We start from the raw sequence: 25,976 nt of genomic DNA on the forward strand, positions 1-25,976 counted from the left end.
GGGCCGACTTCGCAAAGCGCAGCGCGTTGAGGCGCCCTGCCCAAGCCCGCGTGGCCAGCCACAAACAACGATCCGTCAACGACTGACCCCCTGACTTCAAACGAATAACAGAAGCAAACCATGACAACCCAGCAAGCCGCCCTCAGCCACCTCAAAGTTCTCGACCTGTCGCGCGTGTTGGCGGGCCCCTGGTGCACCCAGATGCTGGCGGACCTGGGTGCCGATGTGATCAAAGTCGAGCGCCCCGGCGCTGGAGACGACACGCGCCACTGGGGCCCGCCCTTCCTCAAAGATGCCGACGGCAACGACACGCCGGATGCCACTTATTTCACCGCCTGCAACCGCAACAAACGCGCCATCACCCTGGACATGGCCCAGCCAGAAGGCCAGGCGCTGATCCGCCAGATGGCAGCCAGCAGCGACATCCTGGTCGAGAACTTCAAGGTGGGCGGCCTCCAACAATACGGGCTGGACTACGAGAGCCTCAAAGCCATCAACCCCCGCCTGATCTACTGCTCGGTCACCGGCTTTGGCCAGACCGGCCCGTATGCCGAGCGCGCTGGTTATGACCTGATGATCCAGGCCATGAGCGGCCTGATGAGCATCACCGGCCACGCTGATGACCAACCCGGCGGCGGCCCGATGCGCATGGGTGTGGCATTAATCGACGTGCTGACCGGCATCTACGCCTGCAGCGCCATCCTGGCTGCTATCGAGGCGCGCCACCGAACGGGCGAAGGCCAGCACATCGACATGGCCTTGCTGGACGTGGGCATGGCGGTGCTGGCGAACCAGGCCGCTGGCTTTTTGAACACCGGCAAGGTGCCCCAACGCCAGGGCAACACCCACCCCAGTCTGGCGCCGTACCAGACCTTTGACACCCTGGATGGCAACATGCTGCTGGCGATTGGCAACGACGGTCAGTTCGCCCGTTTTTGTGAGGCTGCGGGTCAACCCGAGTGGGTACAGGACGAACGTTTTCGCAGCAACACCTTGCGCGTCAAAAACAGAGAGGCGCTGGTGGCCCTGATGCTGCCGGTCACCCGCAGCCGCAGCACGACGGACTGGATCAGACTGCTGGAAGACAAGGCCGTGCCATGCGGCCCGATCAACACCATCGAACAAGCTTTTACTGATCCTCAGGTGTTAGCACGTTGTTTAGTGATAAAACAGCCTCTAGCCCTTATGGAAAAATGGCAAGAAGCTATTAAAAACGTATCTAACCAAACCACGGTCAATACCGTGGCCAGCCCGTTGCGCCTGTTGGCCACACCACCTGTGCTGCACCGCGCGCCGCCGCAATTGGGCCAGCACACCGATGAAGTGCTGGCAGAGCTTGGGCTGGATGCCACGCAGATCACCGCCCTGCGGGATCGTGGTGTGGTCTGAGCAGGTGTTCAAGCCGGATTCCACGCCACCCCATGAAGACCATCGCTACCCAAGACCCCCGATTTTCGCTGCGCATTGCCACACCCGATGACGCGGCTCTGCTGCTGGACTTCATGCACCAGCTGGGTACTTTTCAGAAGATGCGCGACAAGATCAGCGCGACCGAAACGGGTCTGCGCCAGCTGTTGAGTCAAGGCAAGGGTGAAGCCATTTTTGGTGAGTACGACGGCAAGGCGGTCGGCTTTGCCTACTTTTGCCAGACCTCATCGGCGTTCATCGGGCAATCCGGCCTGTACATCGACAGCTTTCTGGTGCATGAGTCCATGCGCGGCAAAGGTCTGGGCAAGATCATGATGGTCTTCATGGCCAAGTTGGCGCTGGCGCGTGGCTGCCAGCGGCTGGAATGGGGTTGTCTGGACTGGAACGAACCCAGCATCCAGTTCTACCGCCATCTGGGTGCCCAGAGTGTCGACATCATGACCATTTACCGGTTCGGCCCCGAGCAACTCAAGGCCAATGCGGCTTTGTTCTAGTGTGCGGGTCAGTGGTTTGCTGCACTGCAGGGGTGGGTGATTTTGGAGGTGGTTTTCTGTGATTGACGTGGTGCAGGTGCTGACGGAGAGCGAAAACGCCCGCGACTACTGGTTCAAGATGAAACTTCGCGTGAAGTCGGAGGACGGCGCTGAACTGTCGACAGTTTGTCGACAGTTGAAATTACCTGCGGCCGACGGTAAACAGCGGCTCACCGATTGCGCCACTGCAGAAAGCTTGCTGCGTATCGTCCAATCCATCCCCAGCCCCAAAAGCCGAACCCATCAAACTCTGGCTGGCCAAGGTGGGTTATGAGCGTATGCCGGAGCTGGCTGACCCCGCCTTGTCGCTCAACCGCGCCCGCCAGACTTGGCAGCAGCATGGCCGCAGTGACAAGTGGATTCAGCAGCGCATGAGCAGCGGCTTAAATCAATCGCTCGGTCGTGACTTGGCCAGCTCCAGCGCTTGGCGCAGTTCCGCCTCATGGCGTTTGCGTTCACTGATGTCCACATAGGCGCCCACCACCCGCACCGGTGCGCCATGGGCGTCGTATTCGGCCACGCGACCGCGGTCCAGCACCCAGATGACCGAGCCGTCCTTGCGGATCATGCGGTGCTCAGAGCGGTAGTACTCGTCCTTGCCACTGAGCAACTGGCGCAGCCGCTGCCACACCAGCGCCTTGTCGTCGGGGTGCAGCCGGGCTGAAAACGCATCCACATGGCCGGTGAGTTCACCGTGTGCAAAGCCCAGGATGCGAAACCACTGCTGGTTGTGCACCACGCGGCCACTGGCCACATGCCAGTCCCAGATGCCTTCACGGGTGGCGGCCAGCACCTCTTGCAGGCGTTGTTCACTCTGCGCCACCTGTTGTTGTGCCCGCACCAGGTCGGTGATGTCGTGGGCAATCACCAGAATCTGCTTGTTGCCCTCGGCATCCTTGAACGGGCGTTTGATCGACTTGAAGTGGCGGATCTCGCCAGTGACCGCATTGCGGCTGTCTTCCAGCACCACCTCGGTCTCACCGCGCGCCATGATCGCCAGCACATTGGCGCGGTAACCGTCGGCCAGCTCTTTGGGCACACCAAAGTCACCGTCGTGTTTGCCCACCATGGCCTCGGGGGTGGTGTTGTACAGGCGCGCCAGCGTGCGGTTGCACAGCAAAAAATTGCCTTTGGCGTCCTTGAGCAGGATCACGTCAGGCGTTTCCTCAAACACCGCTTCCAGCAGTGCCAGTCGTTTCTGATCCGTCATGGGCAGGACGGGGTCGGGGGTGTTTTTGGCTTCAGGCATGTGGGTATTCCATGACATCAACATCCCTGAAGAGCTGTTTTTTTAGGTCAAAGCATTTCTGGCGTGGTTTCACCCCGCCAGTATCGGTCACTTCGTCTTGCTTGGTCAAAATAAATGAATGCAGCAAACAATTTCGTTGAACTTTTTTGCACTGAGCGACTTCTAAACTGCGATCCGACGCAGGTCCTGGCCTGCTGACCTTCCTTGGAGAATAGTTTTGACCCGTTCCTCATCGTCTTCTGCCGGCCTGATAGGCCAGCCCCGTTACAGCCCGGTGGCCATCGTCTTGCACTGGCTGCTGGCCTTGGTCATTCTGTCCCTGTTTGGGATGGGCCTGTACATGGCTGACCTGCCCTTTTCACCCACCCGCATGAAACTCTACAACTGGCACAAATGGGCCGGTGTGTGTTTCCTGTTGCTCACAGTCCTGCGTGTGGTGTGGCGTGTCACACACCGTCCACCCGCGTTGCCACAGACCGTCACGCTGGCCATGCCGGGCTGGCAGATGCAGGCCTACCACGCCACCCACCATCTGATGTACGCCCTATTTTTGGCGGTGCCTTTGCTGGGCTGGGCTTATAGCTCGGCAGCGGGCTACCCGATTGTGTTGTTTGGTGTGTTGCCCCTGCCAGACTTTGTGGGCGCCGACAAGGCATTGGCTGAACTGATCAAACCCTTGCACGGCTTGTCGGCCTGGGCGCTAATTGCGCTGGCGGCGCTGCACATCGGTGCGGCCCTGAAACATCATTGGCTGGACCGCGATGGCCTGATGTTGCGCATGTTGCCGGGTCGGGGCTGATCCCTGGGCCTGGTCGAGTTATTTCCTATTCCTTTTTTGATCCTCTTATGAACACCAAGACCCTGCTTCCTGTTTTGGCCACCTTGTTGGTGGCCAGTGTCGCCCTGCCAGCGGCGGCCCAGCAAAAACTCTTGCCCGCGCAAAGTGAACTCAGCTTTGTGGCCAAACAAATGGGGGTGCCGGTCAGCGGCCAGTTCAAACGTTTTGATGCCCAGGTCAGTTTTGACGCGGCCAAGTTGGCGGCCAGCAAGGTGGCGTTCACCGTGGACATGGGCAGCGCCACCATGGGCAATGTCGAGGCCGACAGCGCCTTGCCCACGCTGCCCTGGTTCAACACCCCGAAGTTCCCGCAAGCCACGTTTACCTCCAGCGCTTTCAAAGCCCTGGGTGCTGGCAAGTATGAGCTGGCTGGCCAACTCAGCATCAAAGGCCAGGTGCGTGAGGTGCTGGTGCCTGTGACCATGACACAAACGGGTGCGGTGACCGTGGCCACCGGTGTGGTGCCGATCAAGCGCCTGGCCTTCAAGATTGGTGAAGGTGATTGGGCCGACACCTCGATGGTGGCCGACGACGTTCAGGTCAAGTTCAAGCTGGCGCTCAGCGGCGTGGGCAAGCTGTAAACATTTTTGTCTTTTTCCCTTCAACCCTCCAGGAGTTTTTATCCATGCGTTTGTCCCTCATCCCCGCCGCTGCTGCCGCTGTTTTGCTCGCCAGCACCATGTCTGCCCAGGCTGCCAGCTACGCCATTGACCCAACCCACACCTATGTGACGTTTGAGATCGGCCACTTTGGCACCTCGACCAACCGGGGCCGTTTTGACAAGAAGGAAGGCAGCGTGGAGCTGGACCGCGCCGCCAAGACCGGCAAGGTCGAGATCGTGGTGGACACCAGCTCGATCAGCACCGGTTTGGCCATGTTCAACAAACACCTGCAAAGTGCAGAGTTGTTTGACGTGGAAAAATTTCCGACCATGAAGTTTGCCGCAGACAAGTTTGTCTTCAACGGCGACAAGGTGGCTGAGGTGACCGGCACACTCACGCTGCTGGGCAAAACCAACCCGCTGACCCTGAAGGCCACCAACTTCAATTGTTATGAGAACCCGATGCTCAAGCGCGAAGTGTGCGGCGGCGACTTTGAAGGCACGCTGGACCGCACCCAATACGGCATGAACTACGGCATTGAATGGGGTTTCCCGAAGAACGTGCACCTGGTGGTGCAGGTCGAAGCCATCAAGCAGTAATCTGCCAAATCAGGTATCAAATCAGCCTATAGCCATTATTTAATAAGGGCTGATAGCTATAGAAGACGCAGCAACCTGCGGTTGCTCAGGGCGCCAGCATCTGCTGCTGGCCCATGTACATGCGCAGCCTGAACTGGTCCTGGTCAATGTCTTGCAGAGTGCGCCGAATACGGCGCTTCTCGTCGTCACTGGCCGCAGACTCCAGCTTCTTGTGCAGGCGCTGGATTTCCTGGGTGTTCTGGCGCATGCGTTCCTGGGTCTGGTGCACCTGCAGACCCGCGTTCAAATAACGCGTAAAAGCTTCCGCGCCGGGCTGCGTCGCACACAGCTGTGCTTTGTCGGCACGTCCTTGCAGCCCTTGTTGCCAACCGTTGGCCGCTGTGCAAAAACGCTGGATACCGGTGTCCCAACCCTGGCGATAGGCCTGCGCGTTGGGAACCACCCCGGTTTTGCCACAGTCTTCGGTGTAATCCGCCAGTCTGCGTTCGGGCTCACCCCGCGCACCGTCATTGCGCCCCACACGGCCCCAGTCGGCCACCTGGCATTCGGACTCCGACATCGACGCACACCCAGCCAGCAGCGCACTCAACAACAGCAGACTCAGGGCTCGGTGCAGGAACATGGCGCAGCGCTCAGGCCTGGGACGGCAGCGGCAGGGCACCCACCTGGTGGGCAAAGGCTTCCACCTGCGCCCAGTCGGTGAACTCAAAGGCCTTGGTGGCGTCGGTCGGGCCTTTGGTGATGAGCATGATGAAACGGATCATCTGCTTGTCCACAAAACCCAGCGCCGGGTAGTTGAGCCGCCCGGCAAACACAGCCGCCAGCTGCGGCTTCCAGCTCAGTTGCCGCAGCAGTTTGACCATGTAGGGGTTGGTGTGTGGCTGGTTTTTCTCGGGTTTGCGCGCCACCACGTTGACGCTGAACAAGGCGCTGGCCTTGCGCTCCAGCAGCGGCTGGTGTTTGTTGATGAACTGGGCGACCTGCGGGCGGTGTTTGCCGTAGCGGATGCTGGCGCCGATGACAATGCGCTCGAACGACGCCAGATCCAGCGATTCGGCCTGGTCCAGCGGCACCAGGCTGACCTGTTGCCCCAGCGCCGTCAAAACAAATTTCATGCGTTCGCAGATATGCCGGGTGTGGCCGTCAACGGTGGAGTAGATGAGAAGGGTGTGGTGTGGCACGGTTGCAAGGTGTGGTGAACAGGTCGGCGCGATCTTAGTGGCTTGCGCCGACCCGTGGGCTGACAAATGTCATCAATCGTCGGTCAGGTTGCCGGGCTTGAATTGGCTTGTCAGCTTGGCCTGCATGTCTTCATGCACCTGGGCGTAGTGTGAAAAGGCCAGACTGTACGACCCCTGGCCGCCGGTGAGTGACTTCAATCGGCTCTGGTAGTCACCCAGTTCGGCCAGCGGCATCTGACCACTGATGGCCACCGTGCCCATCGGGCGCGGCTGGGTGCCGGTGATATGGCCACGTTTGCTGGCCAGGTCGCCGGTCAAATCACCAATGCTGGACTCCGGCGCCACCACCTCGATGCTCACCACTGGCTCCAGCACCACCGGCGAGGCGGCACGGACGGCTTCCAGCGTGGCCTTGCGGGCGGCGGCCACAAAGGCCACCTCCTTGCCGTCCACTGCGTGGGTTTTGCCGTCATACACCGTCACCCGCAGGTCGTGCACCGGGAAACCCGCCACTGCACCTTCACTGAGCGCCTGCAACACCCCTTTTTCCACCGCGGCCATGAACACGCCCGGAATCGCGCCGCCCTTGACCACGTCCTCAAACTCGAAACCGGCGCCACGTGCCAGCGGTGCCACGCGTAACATCACCTCGCCAAACTGACCGGCGCCGCCACTTTGTTTCTTGTGGCGGCAGTGGCCTTCGGCTTGGCCCAGAATGGTTTCGCGGTAAGCGATCTGGGGTTCGCTGGTGCTGAGTTCAAGCTTGAACTGCTGCTGCATGCGCAGCATCTTGGCGCGCAGGTGCATGTCGCCCAGGCCACGGATCACGGTCTCGTTGGTGCCCGGGTGGCGCTCCACCGTGAAGCAGGGGTCTTCCATTTCCAGCTTGTGCAGGATCTCGAACAGACGTTGCTCGTCGCCTTTGCGCTGGGTCTGCACCGCCAGGCCCTGCATCGGCTGCGGGAAGGTCAGCGGTTTGAGTTGGATGTGGTCCTCGTCGTGGGAGTCGTGCAACACGCTGTCAAATCTGATCTCGTCGACCTTGGCCACGGCACCGATGTCACCGGGCACCAGCGCCTCCACCTCGACATACTCCTTACCCTGCAGCTGGTACAGGTGGTTGACCTTGAACGGGCGTTTGCTGGACCCGGCAAACAGCTGGCTGTCCTTGCGCACCGTGCCCTGGTGCACGCGGAACACACAGACCTTGCCGATGAACGGGTCCATCACCACCTTGAACACATGGGCCAGCACATGCAGGCTGGGGTCGGGCTGGGCGGCAAAAGCGCTGGGCTCAGCCCCAGGCTCACCCTTGTAGAAGGGCGGCGGGTTGCCCTCCATTGGGCTTGGTGCCAGCTTGACCAGGGCGTCCAGCAGCTGAGGCACACCAGCGCCGGTTTTGGCCGAGACAAACAGGATCGGGATCAGGTGCCCGGCGCGCAGCGCTTTCTCAAACGGCGCATGCAACTCCTGCGGGCTGGGGTCGGTGCCGTCTTCGAGGTAACGCGCCATCAATTCGTCGTCCTCCTCGATCAGCTGGTCGATCAGCGCGCGGTGGGCGGCGGCCACGCTGGCAAAGTCGCTTTCGCCATCGTCGTGGCCCAGCAGCTCCACCACCTCTTGTGCGTGGTGGCTGGGCAGGTCCAGCAGCAGGCATTGTTTGCCAAAACGTTCGCGGATGTTGTCCACCAGCGCGCCCAGGTCGATGTTGTCGGCATCGATCTTGTTGATCAGGATCATGCGGCACAGACCGCGTTCACCGGCCAGAGTGAACATGCGTTCGGTGGTGAGTTCGATGCCGGTCTGGGCGCTGATGACAATCAGCGCGGTGTCAGCCGCAGCCAGTGCGCTGATGGCCTGCCCGGCAAAGTCAGGGTAACCGGGGGTGTCGAGCAGGTGGATGTGGGTGTTGTTGCTGCTCAGGCTGACCAGGGCCGACTGCAGCGAGTGGCCGAGCTGTTTTTCAATCGGGTCAAAGTCACAGACGGTGTTTCCCTTGTCCACCGCGCCCCGGCTGGTGATGGCGCCGGTGGCAGCCAGCAGGCTCTCCACCAGAGTTGTTTTGCCCACAGACCCGTGACCCACCAGGGCCACGGCACGGATGTTTTCGCTGGATGGGAGGCTCATACAAAGCTCGTGAAAGGTTGGAATGAGTCACGAGTTTACGCTGGCGCTTCACTTTTTGACAATTGTTTTAAAAGTTGAGCAAACGTCAAAAAATGCTTGCCTCAAGGCGGAAAAAGTGCCCGGTTTTGCGTGATGACCTGTTGCAGTTGGTCAAAACAGCGAGCATCAATCGCACTGCCCACACTGTCTTGCATGATGGCCAGGGTTTGTGCCAGCGGCACCGCATCGCGGTAGGGGCGCTTGGCGGTGATGGCGTCAAAAATGTCAGCGGTGGTGATGATGCGGGTCTCCAGCGTGATGTCCTGGGCCAGCAGGCCGCGCGGGTAACCCTGGCCGTCCAGGCGCTCGTGGTGCGCCGCCGACACACGTGCGAGTTCGTCAAAAATGCGCACCCGGCTCAGGATGGCTTCGGTGTAGCTGGCGTGTTTTTGCACCGCCTGCCACTCTGCCGCATCAAGCTTGCCGGGTTTGTCCAGAATGCTGTTGCTCACCCCCAATTTGCCCACGTCGTGTAACAGCGCGCCACGCTTGAGCCAGCGCCGCCGCGCCTCGGGCACATCCATCGACTCAGCCAGCAGCGCGGTGTACAGGGCCACGCGGGCGCTGTGGCCAGCGGTGAACGGACTCTTGGCATCCACCACCTGGCCAAAGGCTTCAGCAATGTCGTCCAGGTAGTCTTCGGTGATGCTGACCTCATGGCCACCGGGCTCCAGCGCGTACACCGCCTGTTCCACCTGGACTGCCGGGGCCGCCAGAACCTGCCAGAAGCTGTCGGCCTGTGCCACAGACTCAAAAGCGGCCACCAGCGCCGGGTCAAACCAGCTGCCCGCACGTGCCTTGACTTCGGCCAAGGCCGTGTGGCGGCCTTGGGCGCCGTGGTGCACATCAATCACCTGGGCCAGCAGCGCAATCCGCGCTGGCAGCGGGATGGCCTGGCCCACCAACTTGTCAGGGCGGCCACGGCCATCCCAGTGCTCGTCCAGCGCGTGGATGCCTGCCGACACCGCTTCGGGAAAGCGCAGCTGGCGTGCAATATCGGCACCACGGGTGCAGCGGGTCTGGATCAGCTCCTGGGCGATCTCGTCGCCGTGGCTCAGGATGCCGCCCAGCGCCTTGAGCCGTTCACGCAGACCCGTAGCCGGCCCGGTGTGGCGCAGCACAAAACGCAGCACCTGAGGCAGGCTGCCGTCCACCCATTTGAAGTCGCGTTTGAACTGCAGGTCGTTGGTGACGTAGAGCTCGCAGATGCGTGCCGCGTTGCTGGAGCAACCCAGGTCCTTGAGCAGCAGGGTGTAGTAGAGCGTCCAGAGTGCGTCGTTGTCCAGGCCGATCTTCTGGCCGATGTGCATGCCGATCCAGCAGCAGCGCACGCAGTGGCCCTCAGGCTGGCCTTCGGTGATGTCCAGCGCGTGGCTGAGTGCAGCCATGAGTTCGGAGAGCTTCAGGAACTGCATGTTGGGCTCCGGTCAAGCATCGTCAGGCCGTTGTGCACAGGCACAAGGGTGCCGCAGATTTTAAGAAAAATCGACCTCTAGCCCTTATTGCATAAGGGCTAATTACTATGTTATCAATAGTAAAGAGGGTGCTCTGTGTAAAACTTGCCACCGTGGTACAGCAGCGGTGAGGCGCCGGCGCGGCAACTGCAGTGCTCCACCTCGCCGACAAAAATCACGTGGTCACCTTCGGCATAACGGCTGCGGTTGAAACACTCAAAACTGGCCACGCTGCCACTGATCAACGGGGCGCCGTTGTGGCCCTCGGTGAACTCCAGGTCGGCAAAACGGTCGGCGCTACGCGAGGCAAACCGCAGCGCCAGCGCTTGCTGGTCAGCCGCCAGGATGTTGATGGCGTAGTGGGAACCCTGGGCAAACGCCTCCATCGAACTGGCGGCCTGTGACAGGCTCCACAATACCAGCGGGGGTGTAAGCGACACCGAGTTGAACGAGTTGGCGGTCAGCCCGACCAGCGCCCCCGCCGGTGTGCGGGCGGTGACGATGGTCACCCCTGTGGCAAACATGCCCAGGGCGGTGCGAAATTCGGTGCTGGAGAAAGCGGGCGCTTGCGCCTGGGCGCGGTGTGAACTTGAAAACATCGCGCTGAATCTACCCGAAAACGGCGCTCTGGCGTGTTTGGCGGGCTTATCGGCCCATCAAAAAGCTTTCTTAGAATCCTTGGCATGTTGATCCGTTTGAAGTCACACGCCCTGGGCGTTGCGTTTTTAATAGCTGCAAGCCCTTATGCTGCAAGGGCTTGTACCGATTTTTATACCAAAATCCCGAATGTCTCACCGGCCCTGTGCCAGGCCGCTCAGCTGCGGCCCAGCGGCGCACGCAGTGTGCAGGGGCGGGCCATCCTGGTGCGTGATCTGGCCACGCCACAGGCGCAACGTCGGGTACTGGTGTTGGCCACCATGCATGGTGACGAGTTGTCGGCCGCGTCGGTGGCGCTGCACTGGTTGCAGATGGCGCAGGCAGCACCGGCGCAGACCCACTGGCGCTTTGTCCCGGTGCTCAACCCAGACGGTTTGGCGCGGCGCACACCCTGGCGCATGAACGCCCACGGGGTGGACCTGAACCGCAACTTCCCCACCCCCAACTGGCAGCGTGAGACCAAGGTCTACTGGGAGCAGCGCACCCGCAAGGACCCGCGCCGCTGGCCCGGCCCCAGCCCTTTGAGCGAGCCCGAGGCCAAGTACCTGTTTGACGAAATCGGCCGCTTTGACCCGCAACTGATCGTCAGCATCCACGCGCCGTATGGGGTGCTGGACTTTGACGGCCCAGTGTTGCCGCCCACGCGCCTGGGGCGCTTGTACCTGGACCAGGTGGGTGTGTTCCCGGGTTCCCTGGGCAACTACAGCGGGGTACAGCGCGGCATTCCGGTGGTCACGGTCGAGTTGCCCAACGCCTTGCGCACACCCAGCAGCGACGAGATGGCCAAGATGTGGCGTGATCTGCGGCTTTGGATGGACAAAACACTGCCCCTTCCCGAGCCGCAGGACAGACCCGCACTGGCTCAGGTGCCGCTGACCACGCCCTGAACTGCCAGGGGTGTCGCACACCAAGGGTTTACCCTTGGATCTAAATAAATTTGTGCAAATATACTTTGCAGGTCGTTCCGGTGGCAGTCAGCGGAAAGACAGACGAGTTTGGAGCCCCGCGGGGCTCCTTTTTTTGGTCGGCTGTTGTGGGGCTGCAGCTCAGGTGGGTGGTTTGTGCTGGGGCAGGCGTTGTAGCTGCAAGTGGGCCATCGCCTGGTACAGCGGTGCCGACAGCAGGCGCGACACACCACTGGCCACCAGCGCGGTGGCCATCAGGCTCAACACCAGGGCATGGCCGTCCACCATCTCCATGACGATGATGAAGGCGGTCAGAGGCGCCTGGGTCACTGCCGCCAGAAAGCCCGCCATGCCCAGCGCGATCAGGGTCGGTGCATTGGCATAGTGGGTGAGTTGGGCCACGTCATTGCCCAGAGAGCCACCAATCGACAAGGCCGGTGCAAAGATGCCGCCGGGCACACCTGACCAGGCGGTGATCCAGGTGGCCAGGAATTTCAGCAGGGTGTAGAGCGGCGTGGTTTCACCCCCGCCTTCGAGCAGGCTGCGGCTGTGGTGGTAGCCGGTGCCAAAGGTGCTGTCGTGGCTGACCAGCCCGATCACTGCCACCACCAGGCCACAGGCGGCGGCAAAAGCCACTGGTGAGCTTTGCCGCCAGCGGCTGAACCAATCTGCCGAGCTACCACGCACCGACAGCAACAGCACCCGGGCAAACAAGCCACCGGCCAGACCGCAGGCCAGCGCCACCAGCAGACCCGGCCACAGCAGCGCCAGGCTCAGCTGGTCCACCCGGATCACGCCAAAGTAGGTGGCGTTGCCATAGACGGAGACGGCCATCAAGCCGCTCAGCACAATGGCGGCCAGCAGCAAACCGGTGTTGCGCTGTTCCGGGCGGCGCGACAACTCCTCAATCGCAAACATGATGCCGCCCAGCGGTGTGTTGAAGGCCGCCGCAATACCCGCGGCGCCACCCGCCATCAGCAGGCCGTTGTGCGACACCGGGGCATTGGCGGGCAGGTAACGCCGGGCGTGGTGCATGACACCTGCGGCAATCTGCACGCTGGGTCCTTCGCGCCCGAGCGACAGACCACCCAGCAGGCCGCAGCTGGTCAGGGCCATTTTGCTCAAGGTCAGTTTGAGCGACACAAACAGATGGCGCTGCTCTGGTGCCACAGAGCCGTCCATCGCAGCCATGACTTGCGGGATGCCAGAGCCCGACGCGCCCATGGCGTACCGGCGCATCACCCAAACAATGGCAGCGGTGCACAGCGGGGTCCACACCAACGGGGCCCAGGCCACCACGCTGTGTAACTGCTCAAACAGACCGAAGGCACGTTCGGTCAGCCAGGTCAGGGCCACCACGGTCAGGCCCGCCAATGCGGCAAAACCAATCACCACCGCGCGTGCTGCCCAGAGTTGCCAGTTGGAGAGGTCGTGGCGCAAAGCCTGCAGGAGGGTGGAACTGCGTTCGTCGAGGTTCATTGTTTGGGGGAGTGGGCGCAACGCCGCATACCATCACAGTGCATGGGGGGATGATACATTGATACAAATGTAGTTTGTTATATTGGGCCTTGGCGCACCGATGCTGGCGTCACAACACACAACACGACAGGAGGTGACAACATGAAAGTTGGTTTGGTGGGTTACGGCAAGGCTGGGCAGGCGGTGGCGCGGGTGTTGCATGACACCCCCGGTTTTGAGTTGGCCTGGGTGGTGCGCAAGTCGACCAGCCCGGCGGCGCAGACTGTGCCCGAGACCAGCATCCCGCTGGTGGGGCTGGGTGCGTCGGACTGGGCAGCTTGGCTCGATGCCCACCCGGTGGATGCGCTGGTGGATTTCTCACAGGCCGAGAGCCTGCACGCCTATGGTGAAGCACTGCGCCAGCGCCACATCATGTTGGTCAGCGCGATTTCGGCCTACAGCCCAGCTGACCTGGACTTTGCGCGTGATCTGGGGCGTGACACCCGGGTGATGTGCTCCCCCAACATCACCTTAGGCATCAACTTCCTGATTCTGGCAGCCAAACTGCTGCGCCGGATCGCACCGTTTGCCGATGTCGAGATCCTGGAGCAGCACTTTCGCGACAAACCAGAAGTCTCCGGCACCGCACGCAAGATCGCACAAAGCCTGCAGGTGGAAGATGATCGGATCACCTCGCTGCGACTGGGCGGCATCATTGGCCACCACGAGGTGATTTTTGGTTTTCCACACCAGACCGTGCGCCTGATCCACAACTCGATCGAGCGGCGTGCCTTTGGTACCGGTGCCGTATTTGCGCTGAAACAGCTCTCCGAATGTGAGAACGGGTTTTACACCTTTGACGACCTGATGATGCGCCTGGTGCGCCAGGAGCTGCTTCAGGCGCCGCCCGCCTGACACGGCTCGGCTCGGCTCTGCTCTGCTCTGCTCTGCTCTGCTCTGCTCGGGTGCCGACCAGTGGCTGTGGGGCAGTCAGGCCACTATCATGGCGCCTGTTTCATCATTTGCCGTTGTTTATGTCACCCTCGGAAGCCTCTCGCGCCAAGTCGGCGCAATCGACCCAGGTGTTGCGCCGTTTCCGCGTTGTGTTCAACGCCGTGCGCACCCATTTCAAACAAGTCGAAAAACAGGTGGGCCTAGGCGGCGCCCAGGTCTGGGCCTTGAGTGTGATCCGCGACCAGCCCGGCGTGGGTCTGGGTGAGTTGGCCCGCAGCATGGATGTACACCAGTCCACCGCCAGCAATCTGGTCAAAGGACTGCAGACCAAGGGCCTGATCCGCGCCGACAAAGGCCAGGTTGACAAACGCCAGGTTCAGCTGTTTATCTTGCCCCCAGCGCAGGCCTTGCTGGCCAAGTCTCCGGGACCGTTTGAGGGTGTGCTGCCCGATGCCTTGGCCCAGTTGCCTGAACACACCTTGCAACAGCTGGACCATGACCTGGCCGAGCTGATTGCACTTTTGCGGGTGGACGAGTCAGCCGGTGGTATTCCCCTGGCGGACTTGTGATCTGAGGGTTTGCCGCCGCCAGCTGCCGCGCACGCAGGCCTTGCGCTAGGTTCAGGTCAAGCGGGGTTGCCCAGAATTTCCCAGCGCTCCAGTGCGGCCATTAGCTCTTCGTCAATCTGGGCGCTGCGCGCGGCGAGTTTCAGGGCGCGGGCGTTGTCCACTGCATACAGACTGCCGTCGGCCAGCAAGGCCACCGCTTCGGCCTGCTCGGCTTCCAGCTTGGCAATCAGGTCAGGCAGACCATCGAGTTCGCGCTGTTCCTTGAAGCTGAGCTTGCGCGTCTTGGGTGCTGGGGCTGCAGGCGCTGGGGCGGGTGCCTCAGGTGGCTTGGTTTGCTGCGTTTTTGAGAGCTGTTCGCGCTCGTAATGAAAGGGCTTGGGGGCTTTTTGGCCTTTGCTCTTTGCGATCTCGGCAGCACGTTTGCTCTGCACCAGCCAGTCGGTCACGCCGCCCTCGTACTCGCGCCACTTGGCGTCGCCTTCATAAGCGATGGTGCTGGTGACCACGTTGTCGAGGAAGGTGCGGTCATGGCTGACCAGAAACACCGTGCCGTCGTAGTTTTGCAGCAGGTCTTCGAGCAGTTCGAGGGTGTCGATGTCCAGGTCGTTGGTCGGCTCATCCAGCACCAGCACATTGGCCGGTCGGGCAAACAGGCGCGCTAAAAGCAGGCGGTTGCGCTCGCCACCGCTCAGACTGCGCACTGGTGAGTTGGCACGTGCGGGGGAGAACAAAAAATCACCCAGGTAACTCTTGACGTGTTTTTTCTGGTTGCCGATCTCGATCCACTCGGAGCCGGGGCTGATGAAGTCTTCCAGCGTGGCGTCCAGATCCAGCGCATTGCGCATCTGGTCAAAGTAGGCGACCGAGATGTTGGCGCCCTGGCGCACCGTGCCCCAGGGGCTGTGGCCGGGCTCGGGCGCGGGGGAGTTGGCGGGTGCCGGGTCGGCTTGGAGCTCACCCAGAATCAGCTTGAGCAGGGTGGTTTTGCCGGCGCCATTGGGGCCGAGCAGACCAATCTTGTCGCCACGCAGGATGGTGGCCGAAAAATCATCCACGATCTTGCGCTCGCCAAAACTCTTGGACACATGGGTCAGTTCAGCGACCAGCTTGCCGCTGGCGCCGCCGGTGACCACATCCATGTTGACACTGCCCACCGCTTCGCGACGCGCCTGGTGTTTGGCGCGCAACTCACCCAGGCGCACGATGCGGGCCTGGGCGCGGGTACGGCGTGCTTCCACACCCTTGCGGATCCAGATTTCCTCCTGCGCCAGCAGTTTATCGGCACGGGCGTTGATCACCGCCTCTTGCGCCAGCTGCTCCTCTTTTTGGACCAGGTAGGCTGCGAAATTGCCGGGGTACGAGAGCAATTTTCCACGGTCCAATTCAACGATGCGAGTTGCCACGTTGTCGAGGAAGGAGCGGTCATGGGTGATACAGATGATGCTGCCCTTGAACTCACACAGCAGGCCTTCCAGCCACTCGATGCTGTCCAGGTCCAGGTGGTTGGTGGGTTCGTCCAGCAGCAGCACGTCGGGTGCGGCCACCAGTGCCTGCGCCAGGGCGACACGCTTCTTGTTGCCGCCGGAGAGGGTGCGCACGATGGCATCGGGCTCCAGGTGCAGGCGGTGCAGGGTTTCACCCACACGTTGTTCCCAGTTCCAGCCGTCCAGCGACTCGATCTCGCTTTGCATCGCGTCCAGATCGCCATGCCCCTCGGAATATTCATCAATCAGGGCTCTGACCCTTGCCAAACCTTCGCTGACAGCTTCAAAAATAGTAGCTTCAGCGTCAAGCTGCGGCTCCTGCGCGACGTAGGCAATGCGGATGTTGTTCTGTACCTGCGTCGTGCCGTCGTCGGGCTTGTCCAGACCACCCAGGATTTTGAGCATGCTGGACTTGCCCGCGCCGTTGCGGCCAATCAGCCCAACGCGCTCCTGCGTTTCAACGGAAAAATCAGCGTGGTCGAGCAGGGCCACGTGCCCGAATGCCAGCTGGGCGTCTAGAAGTGTGATGAGTGCCATAGGGGCGGGATTATCCGCTGGCGGGCTGTTGGACGAGTCAACCGCTCGTTGTCGAGCCAGCTGTCAGTTGGCAGGACACCTAGACTTCCTTGTCCGGAAACCAGGTCTGCCAAGTTTTTCGGGTCAGATGCGGCACAAGCAGGCGCAAGGGCATCTTCATCCAATGGGAATGGGCAAGCACCGCCCAACCGGCCAGTTCACCTGACAGATGGCCTTTGTCCAGAGTGCTCAAAGCCGCTATTTCTACCTGCTTTTGCAACCAGCCTTTGGGGACCTGCGCTGTTGTGTTGTCAATGAACAGGCTCTGCGCGGCAGCGACCGCTGTTCTTGTTGGTGCACTTACGCCCAGTTCATCGGCCCGCAAAAGCAGTGGCGTCAGGCCCTGGTCTGCGCCAAAGTGCTGCTGTAGCAACAAGTGCAAGTCGTACAAGTCACGGATTAACTTCTTGGGTTCACCTTCCTGCAGCAAATGCAGGGCGCAGTGAATGACCCGGTCGGTAGGTGACAACACGTGGATACCGGGCAACACTTCCACCAGGTGCGCAAACAGCTTTTCCGGAGGAATGTAGTAGCGTGACACCGGCGGGTTGATCGCATGGTGCAGGTCACACACGGTGTGGCGGCGCACATGCTCCATCGGCGGCACCTCGTGCATCCAGTTGCGGTAGTACGCCAGATCGTAGTCATTCACAAGGCTGGGCTTCCAGCCAACGCTGATCAAAGAGGACTCCACGGCGTCCAGATTGGCGCGCGGCACCATCAGATCCACGTCCGAGAACAGCCGACCACCGGCATTGGTGTCACCCGCCACCATGTAGGCGCAGCCTTTGAGCACCACCAGGGGGATGCTGGGGTCAATTGCCCGGCGCATGCCTTTGAGTTCCCACAAGGCTGCTTCACCGCGTCGCCGGGCGGTCAGTTCATCGAGCGCCAGATGCCGTTGAACGGCAGGCAAAATCAGCTCGAACACACCCGCACGACGCAGCGCTGCCGCCAGCTGGCCAAGTAATTGATTTTTGCGTCCTGCCTCGACGACTCCATTCCACTGCGCATCAGTTACCTCCGAGACACTCTGGGGCGCATTAAGCAGGTGTATCAGGCGCTGGGTCGGCATGTTGTGTTCACCCAGTTCACGATCGACGCAAGATCACCGTATTCCACCGCGTAACACTTGGCATCGGCAATCGCCCGGGCCAAAGACGCAAACCCCTCAGCGCCAAGCAAACCCACGTTGAAGGTGTTTTCCATCAGTTCTGACAAAGCCTCGGCGCGGCTCAAAGGCTCAAAGTCCAGTTGTGCACCCGGTACAAACTTCGGAAACACCACATACCCCACGGGAGCCGTCTGGTGGCTGGCCTGCACAGCACTTCTGGGTGGTCGGGCGTAAGCAATCGCACCTTTGTGGGTAGCGACCACAGGGGGGGTCAGTTCAGCAGACGGCACAAAGGCCTTGATGATGTCGATGGACTGATTCTTCAAGCTGATGGGGCGTGGCACCGGCTGCACCTTGCCATCTAGCTGCGAGATGATCGTCAGCTCGTCCGATAACAAGCGCCAATCGGTCAACGCCAGCGCGGCACACAGGGTACTTTTGCCCGATCCGGGTGACCCAGGCAACACCATTGCCAATCCATCACGCTCCACCACTGCCGAGTGGATCACGGTGTGTGCACCGCTGGCAGTTGCCACACACCAGTTCAGGCCCCATTCAAACAGGGGATGGGCGTGAGCCAGAGGCAGCGCCTGCAGTGCGCTGTTTCCTGCCCAGTCAAACTCAATCTCCCAGGGTTTCCAAAAAGATTGACGAGTTCTGTTCAGGCTAACGCGGAAGTCGTAAAAGCCGGTTGGCGACAGGTGTGCAAAATAATCCTGATAAAGCAGTCGCAGGCGCGGAGCGATCAGATCAGAGTCAGACCGTAGCAGGCAGCGAAAGCGACCTAGTTCAAGTCCAAAACCCTCACCACCCAATGCGTTGGCAACTTGAAGTTCGGAATAGTTGGCGACTGGCGCTGACGTCATGTTGTCATTGTCAGTGCAAAACGAAGCAGATTTCAGACTCAGTTGTCAGCCCAAATTCCTAACTTGACCAGCAGTTCTTTGAGATCCGATGATTCGTTGGACCGGCTGTTACGCAACTCAAGCCAGCGTGAGGCGCTGCACCTGAAAACATCTCCTGAATCGGGCATGAACAAGACGACTTGATCTTCTCCGCTGAATTGAACGCTGGTCAAATCTGCCAAAGAATCAACAGACGGTATCAACCCATTGTTTGCGCGAGAAATCTCTTGCATTCATCATCCGAGCAGTTGCGCTTGCTTCCGATTTTTCTGTTGTAAACGTCCACGATATCTTGAAGCGACAATGCGTATTCGGAGTTTGTGCAATGGTTCAAGTAGGCGGCGCAAATATAGGCATTCAATGAGCTAGGATCGTTGATCAGGATGGAGCTGATAGACGTTGATGGGCCGCACTTCAAAGCGTTGTAAAAACTTGTGCCTGAATTCCAACCCGCCGTGTGATTGGTATCAATGTCGTTAGGGTTGCAACTCGGGATCTGATTGCTATAAATCTGCCCCATCGATTTCTTGTTAATGGCGTTAAACGGAGTGCACTTGGATATTGGCCAGTTTTTGACACATCCCGGATTGGTTTTGGGGTCCCAAGAATGTGGAGTTCCGCAAAGCGCATATTGTTTGACAGGTACAGAGAACGATTTGGCCGCACAGCCACCATTTGCTTCAAAGGAAGCCCAAGCGGCGGCAGATAGTCCTTTGGGCGGTGTTGAGCCGGTGCATGCCATGGCTGATCGTCCGCTCAAGGCCAGCACCACAGGCCCAGCAGCCAAGCCAGCACGCAACAACCGCCGACGTGCAATACCAGTCGCTTGAGTTGACTCAACGGGCTGTGGCAAAGATTCAGTTTGTGTTTCGTTCATAAGCTCACCTCGTATTCGCTTGATCAAGCAAATTGTGCGCCAACGGCCACACATTGTTGATATTGCAGGACTTTTCAATATATCGCCCGTTAAAACCGGGTTGTATGTAAATAATACCGACAGTTACAAACAGCAGACCCAAGTCACAAAGACTTCATTAATTCGGCCACTTCCTTCTGCCCCCCAAACTTATCCCCCAGCTTTGAAAGTTCATCCAGTTGCACCTTGGCTAGGTCTCTCTTGCCACCCTTGATGTGGATTCTGGCCAAGTTCAGCTTGAATATCGGATTCTCAGGTTGCAGTGTGACTACCTTGGTTTGCACTTCCAACGCTTTGGTGTAGTCGCCCTTGTCTGACAGCAACACCGCTAGGGTGTCCATAAAGGCTGGTTGGTTAGGTGATAGGGCATTGGCCTTTTCAGCCAAGGCGATGGCACCGTCCTTGTTGAGCCGTGCTGTGACCCAGGCCAGGTTGTTGAAGGCGACAGCGTTGTTGGGCTGCAGTTGAGTCACATGGGCGTACAACTTCTCAGCGCCCGAATAGTCTTTGCGGTTGATGGCACCGTCACCCAGGTACAACAAGAAGACGGCGTCTTTGGGCTGGTCTCTTTGCCAAGTTGCGGAAAACTTCTCGGCCTCACTTGTTTTGCCCGCTGCCAACAACACCGAATGTAACTTGACGGCCAGTTCGGCAGAGCTGGCTTGTTTCAGACCTGTCTGATAGGCGTTGGCGGCCGCACTCCAGTTCTTCTGGGAGGCGTTGATATCACCTTCCAATACATATCCCACCGCATCCTTGGGGCCTTGTTTTTGCATGGTCTTGGCTGTGGCCAAGGCTCCACTGATGTTTTTGCCATCCATGTCCAGCAGGATGCTGCCGCGCTGGGCCGCCTGCAAGTCAGGCTTGATATCCAACGCCTTGCGCAGACTGGCAGCGGCGGCGACTTTGTCTTTGTTGGCCATGTGTACATCGGCCAAGCGCAAGTAGGGTTGTGGTGACAGCGGTTGCAAGCCAGCCAGTTTGTTGAAGCTGGCAATGGACTGGTTGAATTCACCTGCAGCAAGCTGGGTGCGGCCCAAAGCGTCCAGCAGTTCCGGGCTGTTTGGCAACGTGGCGACTGCATCTTGTGCAGCTGACGTTGCCAGTTTCACATCCTTGTTGCGCAAATGGAAGTCAATCAGCAGCAGGCGTGGCGCCGCCTCTGTGGGGTTAGCTGAAACAGCGTTGGTGATCAGTTTGCCGACCTCGTCCTTGCTGGCGCCTGTTCTGCCAGCTAGCTCAGCGAGCGCCAGTAGCGCCTGGCCATTTTTGGGGTCTTTGGCCAGCACATCGTCAAAGCGTGCTTTGGCATCTTGCGGTTTTTTGTCAGCCAGATCCAAGCCCGCCAAGCTGGCGACAGCCGGGAAGAACATGGGGTCAATCTGCAAAGCCCGTTCAAAACTCTTGCGGGCGCCAGGCAAGTCACGCTTGGCCTGCAGGACCCGTCCGCGCAGATTGGCTGCCAGAGGTTTGTCGGCTTGCTTTTTCTCAAGGGCATCGATGGCTTTGAGTGCTTTGTCGAGTTCCTGGCGGCGTAAATGGGCACTGATCAGAGCCAAGTCGGCTGTGATGCCACTGTCGGATGCCGAAATGTTCTGTAACTCACCAAACGCGTTGTCCACCTGGCCGTTAATCATATGGGTCAGCGCCAGCGAGGTGCGGTTTCTGGCGTTTTTTGGGTCTTGTTGCGTGGCCTTGGTGAAGTATTCCTCAGCTTTCTTCACGTCATTGTTCTGCAGGTACACCTCGCCCGCAACGGCATACAGACCGGGATCGATATTGTCACCGACCAAACCCGGCTTCAGGGTGTCCAGTGCTTTGGTGGCCTGGCCGGATCGCAGATAAGTCATCACCAGCAAGCGGCGGGCTAGCGGCAGGTTGGGTGCAGCTTGTAGCGCCTTGTTCAAATAGACCTCAGCTTGCAATGGCGAGTTGAGTTGCAGCTCAATGGCGCCAGCCAGTTGTAGTCCTTGCACACTGTTGGGCGCAGCTTTCAAAACCTGCTGCGTCAACTCGCGTGCGGCCTTCATGTCCTTTTTCTGATAGGCCAGATTGGCTTCCAAGAACTTGGTCTGGGGGTGGTTGGCTGCGACTTTTTTCAACTGTTCAATCTGGCTGGCTGCACCAGGCAAATTGTTCTGTTGTAACAACAAGGTGACGGCAGCAGCCTGGCTTGCCAGAAAATCAGGTTTGATCTCGACCGACTTGCGGTAGGCCGCCAAAGCCTCGGTCGGTTGGTTTTTGGCGTAACGCAGCAGGTCACCTTTGAGCTTCCAGGCTTCAAAACTTTGCGGGTTTTTGGAAATGACTTCATCGGCAATGGCCAGCGCGCCATCAAAGTCGCGTTGGCCACCTTTCTGGCGTGCTTGAATCAGCTTGGCAGGTGCGTAGTCCGGCGCAGCTGCTAAAGCCGCACTCAGTGCAGTCTGTGCCGGCTCTATTTGCCCCTGCGCTGCGTAGGCACCAGCCAGACTGGTCAGCAGTGAGGCTTGCGCGGTCTTATCTGTCAAGCTGGCTTTCCCAAATTCATCGGTCAGCTTTTTGGCTTGACCTTGGGCCAGCAGTGCGGTGGCCAGCAAGGGGAGGGTTTGGTCTTGTGGAAAGTTCAGTGCCAGAGCTTTGCGCAGCTCGGTTTCTGCGCCCGCCACGTCACCACTTTCCAATAGAGTCTTGCCTAGCAAAAAGCGCGCCTCTGGCATGTCCGGTTTTTTTTGCAGCGCGTTTTTGATCTGGATGACTGCGGCCTTGCTGTCATTCTTGGCCAGATAGTCTTTGGCAGAGCTGATCATGGCTTCGGGCTTGTCGCCACAAGCCACCAACAGCAGAGACACCAGCAGCACTGACAGTGCAGCACGTGTAGGATATTTTGTGATTCTCATGGCAGACCCCTGGATGGAAATGATGTGAACGAAGAACTTATTTCAACCCGAGCCGGTGCATCAAATCGTACAGCGTGGGGCGGCTTACACCCAACAACTCCGCAGCTTTGAGCACATTGCCGTTCACGCGGCCCAGTGCCGCCAGAATGGCTGTTTTTTCAGCGTTGTCGCGGATGACGCGCAAATCCAGCGAGGTGTCCAGCGCGTCACTGGCCGCCTGCAGGCCAACATCTTCGCGGGTGATCTGGTTACCATCGGCCATGATGACAGCGCGTTTGATGCAGTTTTCCAACTCGCGGATGTTGCCGGGCCAGGGGTGTTGCTCGATGGCCTTGACCGCATCTTCACTGAGCGTCAGCGAAGCCCGGTTTTGTTCCTGCGCAAATCGACGGGCAAAGGCGTGCGCCAGCAGCGCTGAGTCACCCACACGGTCACGCAGTGGCGGGATGTTGACCACAATTTCTGCCAAGCGGTAATACAAATCTTCTCGGAACCGGTTTTCCTTGGCAAGAGCCATGAGGTCCTGGTGGGTGGCACAGACGATGCGCACATCCACGGCAATTTCCTGTCGACCACCGACCCGTTCAATCGTTCTTTCTTGCAAAAAACGGAGCAGCTTGGCCTGCAAATGAAAGGGCAAATCGCCAATTTCATCCAACATCAAGGTGCCGCCATTGGCGGTCTCGATCTTGCCCAGCGTGGTTTTGGCAGCCCCGGTGAAAGCGCCCTTTTCATAACCAAAGAGCTCACTCTCCAGTAGATTCTCAGGAATGGCGGCGCAATTGATGGCCACAAACTTCTCGGCCCGCCGCGGCGACGCCTGATGTAACCCGCGTGCCAACACCTCTTTACCGGTGCCACTTTCACCCAACAGCATGACGGTGGCGTTGCTGGCTGCGACCTTTTCAATGGTGCGGCAGATGCGCATCATCTGTGGGTCACGGGTGGTCAGGCCTGCCAGCGCGTCCGGCTGATGCAGAGCGCGCAGGCGTTTGTTTTCGGCCTGTAACTCAAACAAGCGGAAAGCACGCTCCACCGTCAGGTTCAGTAGTTCGGGTTCAAAAGGTTTTGCAAAAAAGTCGTAGGCCCCCATGGCCACGGCGCGTAGCGCGTTGGCCTGGTCATTCTGACCTGTCAGCACAATGACCTTGATGTCCGGGTCAAATGCCATGATCTGTTCAAGTAGCCTGAAGCCCTCTGACACAGCGTCGGCATCAGGTGGCAGGCCCAAGTCCATGGTCACCACCGCTGGCAGGCTCTTGCGTAACTGTAGCAAGGCCGTTTCGCGGTCACTGGCGGTAACGGTGTCAAAGCGGTCCAGTGACCACTTGATTTGCTTTTGCAGCGCCAGATCGTCTTCAACAATCATCAAGGGGCGAGATTTTTCGGAGGTCATGCGCTTTCCAGGGAATGTAGGTCGGAATTTTTCTGGGTCTCAAACAGTGGCAACAGCAGGGTCACGGTGGTGCCTTGATTCACTTCGCTCTGGACGTCAATCTTGCCACCTAACTCTTGCACATATTGGAAACTTTCGTAAGCACCGATACCCATGCCGCCCTGTTTGGTGGTTTGAAACGGTTTGAACAGCCGATCGCGGATGAAGTCCTGCGTCATGCCCTGGCCGGTGTCCTTCACCACAATGCTGGCTTGACCACCAGCGCGCTCCAATGTCAGCCAGACATGGCCGCTGGGGTCGGTCGCATCGAAGGCATTTTGCACCACATGTCCGATGATGCGCTCCAGCCGCTCTTCGTGTCCGCGGGTATCGACCGGTTCAAGTGCCAACACTTCAAGCGTGCGCCCGCGTGCCTTCGCTACTGCTTGCACCCGCGTGACGATGGCACTCAGGTTGACACCAAAAGCCTTGCCCGGTGGAGTAGCGCCTTCCCGCAGTTGCAACATCAGCTGGCGCATGCGGTCCAGCGAGTTCTCCACCGTCATCAACATGTCCTGTTGAAATTCTGGGTTGTCACCCAGCCGTTTGGCATTTTTCATCATGAGCGAGAGTTGTGTCACGATGTTTTTGAGGTCGTGCACCACAAACGCCGACATCTTGTTGAAAGCGTCAAATTTGCGCACTTCCAGCAGCGCTTCAGTCGCCTGCATTTGGGCCAGATAACTGGCGGCTTGTTTGCTGGCTGTTTTCAACAGGTCATTGACCTCCCAGTTCACATCAAACAAGGTGCGTGCGCTGGCAAGTACCACAAAGCCAGTCAGCTCTTCACCCACCATCAGTGGCACCACCAGCCACGCCTGCGGCAGTTCCTGCAGCCAGACGGGAATTTTCAAGCTGCCGTAGCGCCTGGAGGCCGAACGGTAGTCTTCGAGGTTGATGAGCCTGCCTCCATCGGCCAGATACTGGCACATCGCCGTGTCCAAGGGCTCCTTGTCTTCTGTGGGGGCCAGGTTCCAGCGTGCAGTCTGGGTGAAAGCGGCCTCGCCTTGGGCACGCAACCACAGCCCGCCAGCCGGGCTTTCCACCATCTCGGCCAGGCCGCGCACCACCTGAGAACCCAGCTCCTGCGGCGAACTGCTGGCTGACAGAGCGCGGGTGAACTTCAGCCATTCCTCGCGATAGTCGTACCTGTAACGGAAGAAATGTTTGCCCAGGAACACTTTAAGCTTGGCCCGCATGGTCCCTGATAGCGCCAGCATCATCAGCACAATCAGGGCGAACACCACCAGGCCCAACTGCAGCGCGCGTCCCCATTCGCCGCCAAAGTAGCGTACGTAGTAACCCACGCCAGATATAAAAATGAGGTAGACGCCAGCGATCAACAGCGTGGCCGAATGGAACGCTGCTTTGGGGGAAAGCTGGATTTTGGCGATCCAGTCGCTGCGTCGGGTGCTTGAGAGCAGCAGTAGCGGCATCATCAGGGCGTGCACACCAGCACGGATGCTCAAGGCGTCCTCGTCCGGGCGGTTGAACAACACCGCTTGAGAAAACAAATACAGATCAAATAGAAAGCTGCCTGCCAACCCAAGCGACAGAGGCTTGATGTTCCAGCGTGAATCTTCCGTTGCGTTGCGAAAAACCTGTTCGAGCAGCACCAGGGCAAATACCGGCATGGCCATGGCGCTGAACAACATCCAGCGTGTGGGCTCTCCCACGCTGGATGTTTCCAGGGCGGTCAATACCAGAGACAAAGGGCCAGAGACGGCCAGCAGTACGGCCCAGATGATCAGGCTATAGCCAGTCGACGCCTTGCCAGCACGGTTGGTCCGCAGCAGGAGCAGCAGAAAAGCGAACCACGCGGCGTAACGCAACTGGTCGAGCAGGATGGTCAGCAGAGGCAGCAGCGGTGCTTGTGTTTGCATCTGCAGCAACGTGGACCATCCCCACAAGGCGCTCAGCAACACCGCGCCCAGCACTGCAAGCTTGGAGGTTTCTTGCAGCGTCTTCAGGTAGCCCGATTGCAGCAAGCGCAATGCAAAGACCGTGTAGCACACCCCAGCCAGCCCACCGCTCCAGGCGGTCAAATCGAGGTTGCCGCTGTTCATGATGGCCG

At 59.5% G+C, this 25,976-nt stretch carries 23 protein-coding genes; 9 read left to right on the top strand and 14 right to left on the bottom strand.

The window, feature by feature from the left end; translation table 11 throughout:
* Positions 1-120: 120 nt before the first annotated feature.
* From KKO72_RS17555 to KKO72_RS17565, 3 genes are read left to right on the top strand one after another with little or no spacing between them, the layout of a single operon-like run.
* Complete coding sequence (locus KKO72_RS17555; protein WP_214941953.1) at positions 121-1,389, top strand: CaiB/BaiF CoA-transferase family protein; 1,269 nt, start codon at positions 121-123, stop codon at positions 1,387-1,389.
* A 32-nt stretch (positions 1,390-1,421) separates the two neighbouring features.
* Positions 1,422-1,922, top strand: coding sequence for a GNAT family N-acetyltransferase (locus tag KKO72_RS17560; protein WP_214941956.1), 501 nt, complete (start codon positions 1,422-1,424; stop codon positions 1,920-1,922).
* Between the two features lie 58 nt (positions 1,923-1,980).
* Positions 1,981-2,235 carry a hypothetical protein gene (locus KKO72_RS17565; protein WP_214941960.1) on the top strand — a complete coding sequence of 85 codons (255 nt, stop codon included), beginning with the start codon at positions 1,981-1,983 and terminating at the stop codon, positions 2,233-2,235.
* A 114-nt stretch (positions 2,236-2,349) separates the two neighbouring features.
* On the opposite strand, the gene KKO72_RS17570 is transcribed toward KKO72_RS17565, so the two are convergent.
* Positions 2,350-3,210 carry a PAS domain S-box protein gene (locus tag KKO72_RS17570; RefSeq protein ID WP_214941963.1) on the bottom strand — a complete coding sequence of 287 codons (861 nt, stop codon included), beginning with the start codon at positions 3,208-3,210 and terminating at the stop codon, positions 2,350-2,352.
* Positions 3,211-3,427: 217 nt separating this feature from the next.
* On the opposite strand from KKO72_RS17570, the gene KKO72_RS17575 reads away from it, so the two are divergent.
* Genes KKO72_RS17575 through KKO72_RS17585 form a run of 3 tightly spaced genes read left to right on the top strand, consistent with a single transcriptional unit; the run spans position 3,428 to position 5,249 of the window.
* On the top strand, positions 3,428-4,009 hold the full coding sequence (locus KKO72_RS17575; protein WP_214941966.1) for a cytochrome b: 582 nt from the start codon (positions 3,428-3,430) through the stop codon (positions 4,007-4,009).
* 47 nt (positions 4,010-4,056) lie between these two features.
* Positions 4,057-4,629 carry a YceI family protein gene (locus KKO72_RS17580; protein ID WP_214941969.1) on the top strand — a complete coding sequence of 191 codons (573 nt, stop codon included), beginning with the start codon at positions 4,057-4,059 and terminating at the stop codon, positions 4,627-4,629.
* Between the two features lie 44 nt (positions 4,630-4,673).
* A complete protein-coding gene (locus KKO72_RS17585) occupies positions 4,674-5,249 on the top strand; it encodes a YceI family protein (protein ID WP_214941972.1) in 576 nt (191 codons plus the stop codon).
* An 85-nt stretch (positions 5,250-5,334) separates the two neighbouring features.
* Here KKO72_RS17585 and KKO72_RS17590 read toward each other — a convergent pair whose 3' ends face one another.
* The 5 genes from KKO72_RS17590 to KKO72_RS17610 all read right to left on the bottom strand — a co-directional run bounded on the left by KKO72_RS17590 (position 5,335) and on the right by KKO72_RS17610 (position 10,649).
* Positions 5,335-5,871, bottom strand: a complete 537-nt coding sequence (locus KKO72_RS17590) for a DUF2799 domain-containing protein (protein WP_214941975.1) — start codon at positions 5,869-5,871, stop codon at positions 5,335-5,337.
* Positions 5,872-5,881: 10 nt separating this feature from the next.
* Complete coding sequence (gene hemG / locus KKO72_RS17595; RefSeq protein WP_214941978.1) at positions 5,882-6,430, bottom strand: menaquinone-dependent protoporphyrinogen IX dehydrogenase; 549 nt, start codon at positions 6,428-6,430, stop codon at positions 5,882-5,884.
* Positions 6,431-6,502: 72 nt separating this feature from the next.
* On the bottom strand, positions 6,503-8,557 hold the full coding sequence (fusA, locus tag KKO72_RS17600; RefSeq protein ID WP_214941981.1) for an elongation factor G: 2,055 nt from the start codon (positions 8,555-8,557) through the stop codon (positions 6,503-6,505).
* Positions 8,558-8,658: 101 nt separating this feature from the next.
* Positions 8,659-10,011 carry an HD-GYP domain-containing protein gene (locus KKO72_RS17605; RefSeq protein WP_214941984.1) on the bottom strand — a complete coding sequence of 451 codons (1,353 nt, stop codon included), beginning with the start codon at positions 10,009-10,011 and terminating at the stop codon, positions 8,659-8,661.
* A 113-nt stretch (positions 10,012-10,124) separates the two neighbouring features.
* On the bottom strand, positions 10,125-10,649 hold the full coding sequence (locus KKO72_RS17610) for a flavin reductase family protein (protein ID WP_214941987.1): 525 nt from the start codon (positions 10,647-10,649) through the stop codon (positions 10,125-10,127).
* A gap of 84 nt (positions 10,650-10,733) precedes the next feature.
* On the opposite strand from KKO72_RS17610, the gene KKO72_RS17615 reads away from it, so the two are divergent.
* Positions 10,734-11,594, top strand: a complete 861-nt coding sequence (locus tag KKO72_RS17615; RefSeq protein WP_214941990.1) for a M14 family zinc carboxypeptidase — start codon at positions 10,734-10,736, stop codon at positions 11,592-11,594.
* 159 nt (positions 11,595-11,753) lie between these two features.
* Here KKO72_RS17615 and KKO72_RS17620 read toward each other — a convergent pair whose 3' ends face one another.
* On the bottom strand, positions 11,754-13,091 hold the full coding sequence (locus KKO72_RS17620) for a chloride channel protein (protein WP_214941993.1): 1,338 nt from the start codon (positions 13,089-13,091) through the stop codon (positions 11,754-11,756).
* A 141-nt stretch (positions 13,092-13,232) separates the two neighbouring features.
* Between KKO72_RS17620 and KKO72_RS17625 the strand changes: the two genes are divergently transcribed.
* Positions 13,233-13,985 (top strand): 4-hydroxy-tetrahydrodipicolinate reductase, encoded by a 753-nt coding sequence (locus tag KKO72_RS17625; protein ID WP_214941996.1) that lies wholly within the window; start codon positions 13,233-13,235, stop codon positions 13,983-13,985.
* Positions 13,986-14,104: 119 nt separating this feature from the next.
* On the top strand, positions 14,105-14,593 hold the full coding sequence (locus KKO72_RS17630; RefSeq protein ID WP_214941999.1) for a MarR family winged helix-turn-helix transcriptional regulator: 489 nt from the start codon (positions 14,105-14,107) through the stop codon (positions 14,591-14,593).
* A gap of 56 nt (positions 14,594-14,649) precedes the next feature.
* Here KKO72_RS17630 and KKO72_RS17635 read toward each other — a convergent pair whose 3' ends face one another.
* From KKO72_RS17635 to prsK, 7 genes are all read right to left on the bottom strand, one after another.
* Positions 14,650-16,614 (bottom strand): ATP-binding cassette domain-containing protein, encoded by a 1,965-nt coding sequence (locus tag KKO72_RS17635; protein ID WP_214942002.1) that lies wholly within the window; start codon positions 16,612-16,614, stop codon positions 14,650-14,652.
* Between the two features lie 79 nt (positions 16,615-16,693).
* Positions 16,694-17,728, bottom strand: coding sequence for a nucleotidyltransferase family protein (locus KKO72_RS17640; RefSeq protein WP_214942005.1), 1,035 nt, complete (start codon positions 17,726-17,728; stop codon positions 16,694-16,696).
* The gene (locus KKO72_RS17645; RefSeq protein WP_214942008.1) at positions 17,710-18,633 is read right to left on the bottom strand and encodes an HprK-related kinase A; all 924 of its coding nucleotides are present in this window, start codon (positions 18,631-18,633) and stop codon (positions 17,710-17,712) included. Before KKO72_RS17645 ends, KKO72_RS17640 begins: the two co-directional genes overlap by 19 nt.
* Before the next feature lie 238 nt (positions 18,634-18,871).
* Positions 18,872-19,549: a hypothetical protein gene (locus KKO72_RS17650; protein ID WP_214942011.1), complete on the bottom strand. Its 678-nt coding sequence runs from the start codon at positions 19,547-19,549 to the stop codon at positions 18,872-18,874.
* A gap of 143 nt (positions 19,550-19,692) precedes the next feature.
* Positions 19,693-22,467, bottom strand: coding sequence for an XrtA/PEP-CTERM system TPR-repeat protein PrsT (gene prsT, locus KKO72_RS17655; protein WP_214942014.1), 2,775 nt, complete (start codon positions 22,465-22,467; stop codon positions 19,693-19,695).
* Positions 22,468-22,504: 37 nt separating this feature from the next.
* Positions 22,505-23,863 (bottom strand): PEP-CTERM-box response regulator transcription factor, encoded by a 1,359-nt coding sequence (gene prsR / locus KKO72_RS17660; RefSeq protein WP_214942017.1) that lies wholly within the window; start codon positions 23,861-23,863, stop codon positions 22,505-22,507.
* Entirely contained in the window at positions 23,860-25,968 is a 2,109-nt protein-coding gene (gene prsK, locus KKO72_RS17665; protein WP_214942020.1) for an XrtA/PEP-CTERM system histidine kinase PrsK, read from the bottom strand. The genes prsR and prsK overlap by 4 nt, the downstream gene beginning before the upstream one ends.
* Between the last annotated feature and the right edge of the window lie 8 nt (positions 25,969-25,976).

Source organism: Rhodoferax sp. U11-2br, from assembly GCF_018619435.1.
GTDB lineage: Bacteria > Pseudomonadota > Gammaproteobacteria > Burkholderiales > Burkholderiaceae_C > Rhodoferax.

Bases quoted from the DNA above. Each gene is read 5' to 3' on its own strand.
- KKO72_RS17555 (WP_214941953.1), top strand. From the start codon at position 121: ATGACAACCCAGCAAGCCGCCCTCAGCCACCTCAAAGTTCTCGACCTG.
- KKO72_RS17560 (WP_214941956.1), top strand. From the start codon at position 1,422: ATGAAGACCATCGCTACCCAAGACCCCCGATTTTCGCTGCGCATTGCC.
- KKO72_RS17570 (WP_214941963.1), bottom strand. From the start codon at position 3,210: ATGCCTGAAGCCAAAAACACCCCCGACCCCGTCCTGCCCATGACGGAT.
- KKO72_RS17580 (WP_214941969.1), top strand. From the start codon at position 4,057: ATGAACACCAAGACCCTGCTTCCTGTTTTGGCCACCTTGTTGGTGGCC.
- KKO72_RS17585 (WP_214941972.1), top strand. From the start codon at position 4,674: ATGCGTTTGTCCCTCATCCCCGCCGCTGCTGCCGCTGTTTTGCTCGCC.
- KKO72_RS17590 (WP_214941975.1), bottom strand. From the start codon at position 5,871: ATGTTCCTGCACCGAGCCCTGAGTCTGCTGTTGTTGAGTGCGCTGCTG.
- fusA (WP_214941981.1), bottom strand. From the start codon at position 8,557: ATGAGCCTCCCATCCAGCGAAAACATCCGTGCCGTGGCCCTGGTGGGT.
- KKO72_RS17605 (WP_214941984.1), bottom strand. From the start codon at position 10,011: ATGCAGTTCCTGAAGCTCTCCGAACTCATGGCTGCACTCAGCCACGCG.
- KKO72_RS17610 (WP_214941987.1), bottom strand. From the start codon at position 10,649: ATGTTTTCAAGTTCACACCGCGCCCAGGCGCAAGCGCCCGCTTTCTCC.
- KKO72_RS17615 (WP_214941990.1), top strand. From the start codon at position 10,734: ATGTTGATCCGTTTGAAGTCACACGCCCTGGGCGTTGCGTTTTTAATA.
- KKO72_RS17620 (WP_214941993.1), bottom strand. From the start codon at position 13,091: ATGAACCTCGACGAACGCAGTTCCACCCTCCTGCAGGCTTTGCGCCAC.
- KKO72_RS17625 (WP_214941996.1), top strand. From the start codon at position 13,233: ATGAAAGTTGGTTTGGTGGGTTACGGCAAGGCTGGGCAGGCGGTGGCG.
- KKO72_RS17630 (WP_214941999.1), top strand. From the start codon at position 14,105: ATGTCACCCTCGGAAGCCTCTCGCGCCAAGTCGGCGCAATCGACCCAG.
- KKO72_RS17635 (WP_214942002.1), bottom strand. From the start codon at position 16,614: ATGGCACTCATCACACTTCTAGACGCCCAGCTGGCATTCGGGCACGTG.
- KKO72_RS17640 (WP_214942005.1), bottom strand. From the start codon at position 17,728: ATGCCGACCCAGCGCCTGATACACCTGCTTAATGCGCCCCAGAGTGTC.
- KKO72_RS17645 (WP_214942008.1), bottom strand. From the start codon at position 18,633: ATGACGTCAGCGCCAGTCGCCAACTATTCCGAACTTCAAGTTGCCAAC.
- KKO72_RS17650 (WP_214942011.1), bottom strand. From the start codon at position 19,549: ATGAACGAAACACAAACTGAATCTTTGCCACAGCCCGTTGAGTCAACT.
- prsT (WP_214942014.1), bottom strand. From the start codon at position 22,467: ATGAGAATCACAAAATATCCTACACGTGCTGCACTGTCAGTGCTGCTG.
- prsR (WP_214942017.1), bottom strand. From the start codon at position 23,863: ATGACCTCCGAAAAATCTCGCCCCTTGATGATTGTTGAAGACGATCTG.
- prsK (WP_214942020.1), bottom strand. From the start codon at position 25,968: ATGAACAGCGGCAACCTCGATTTGACCGCCTGGAGCGGTGGGCTGGCT.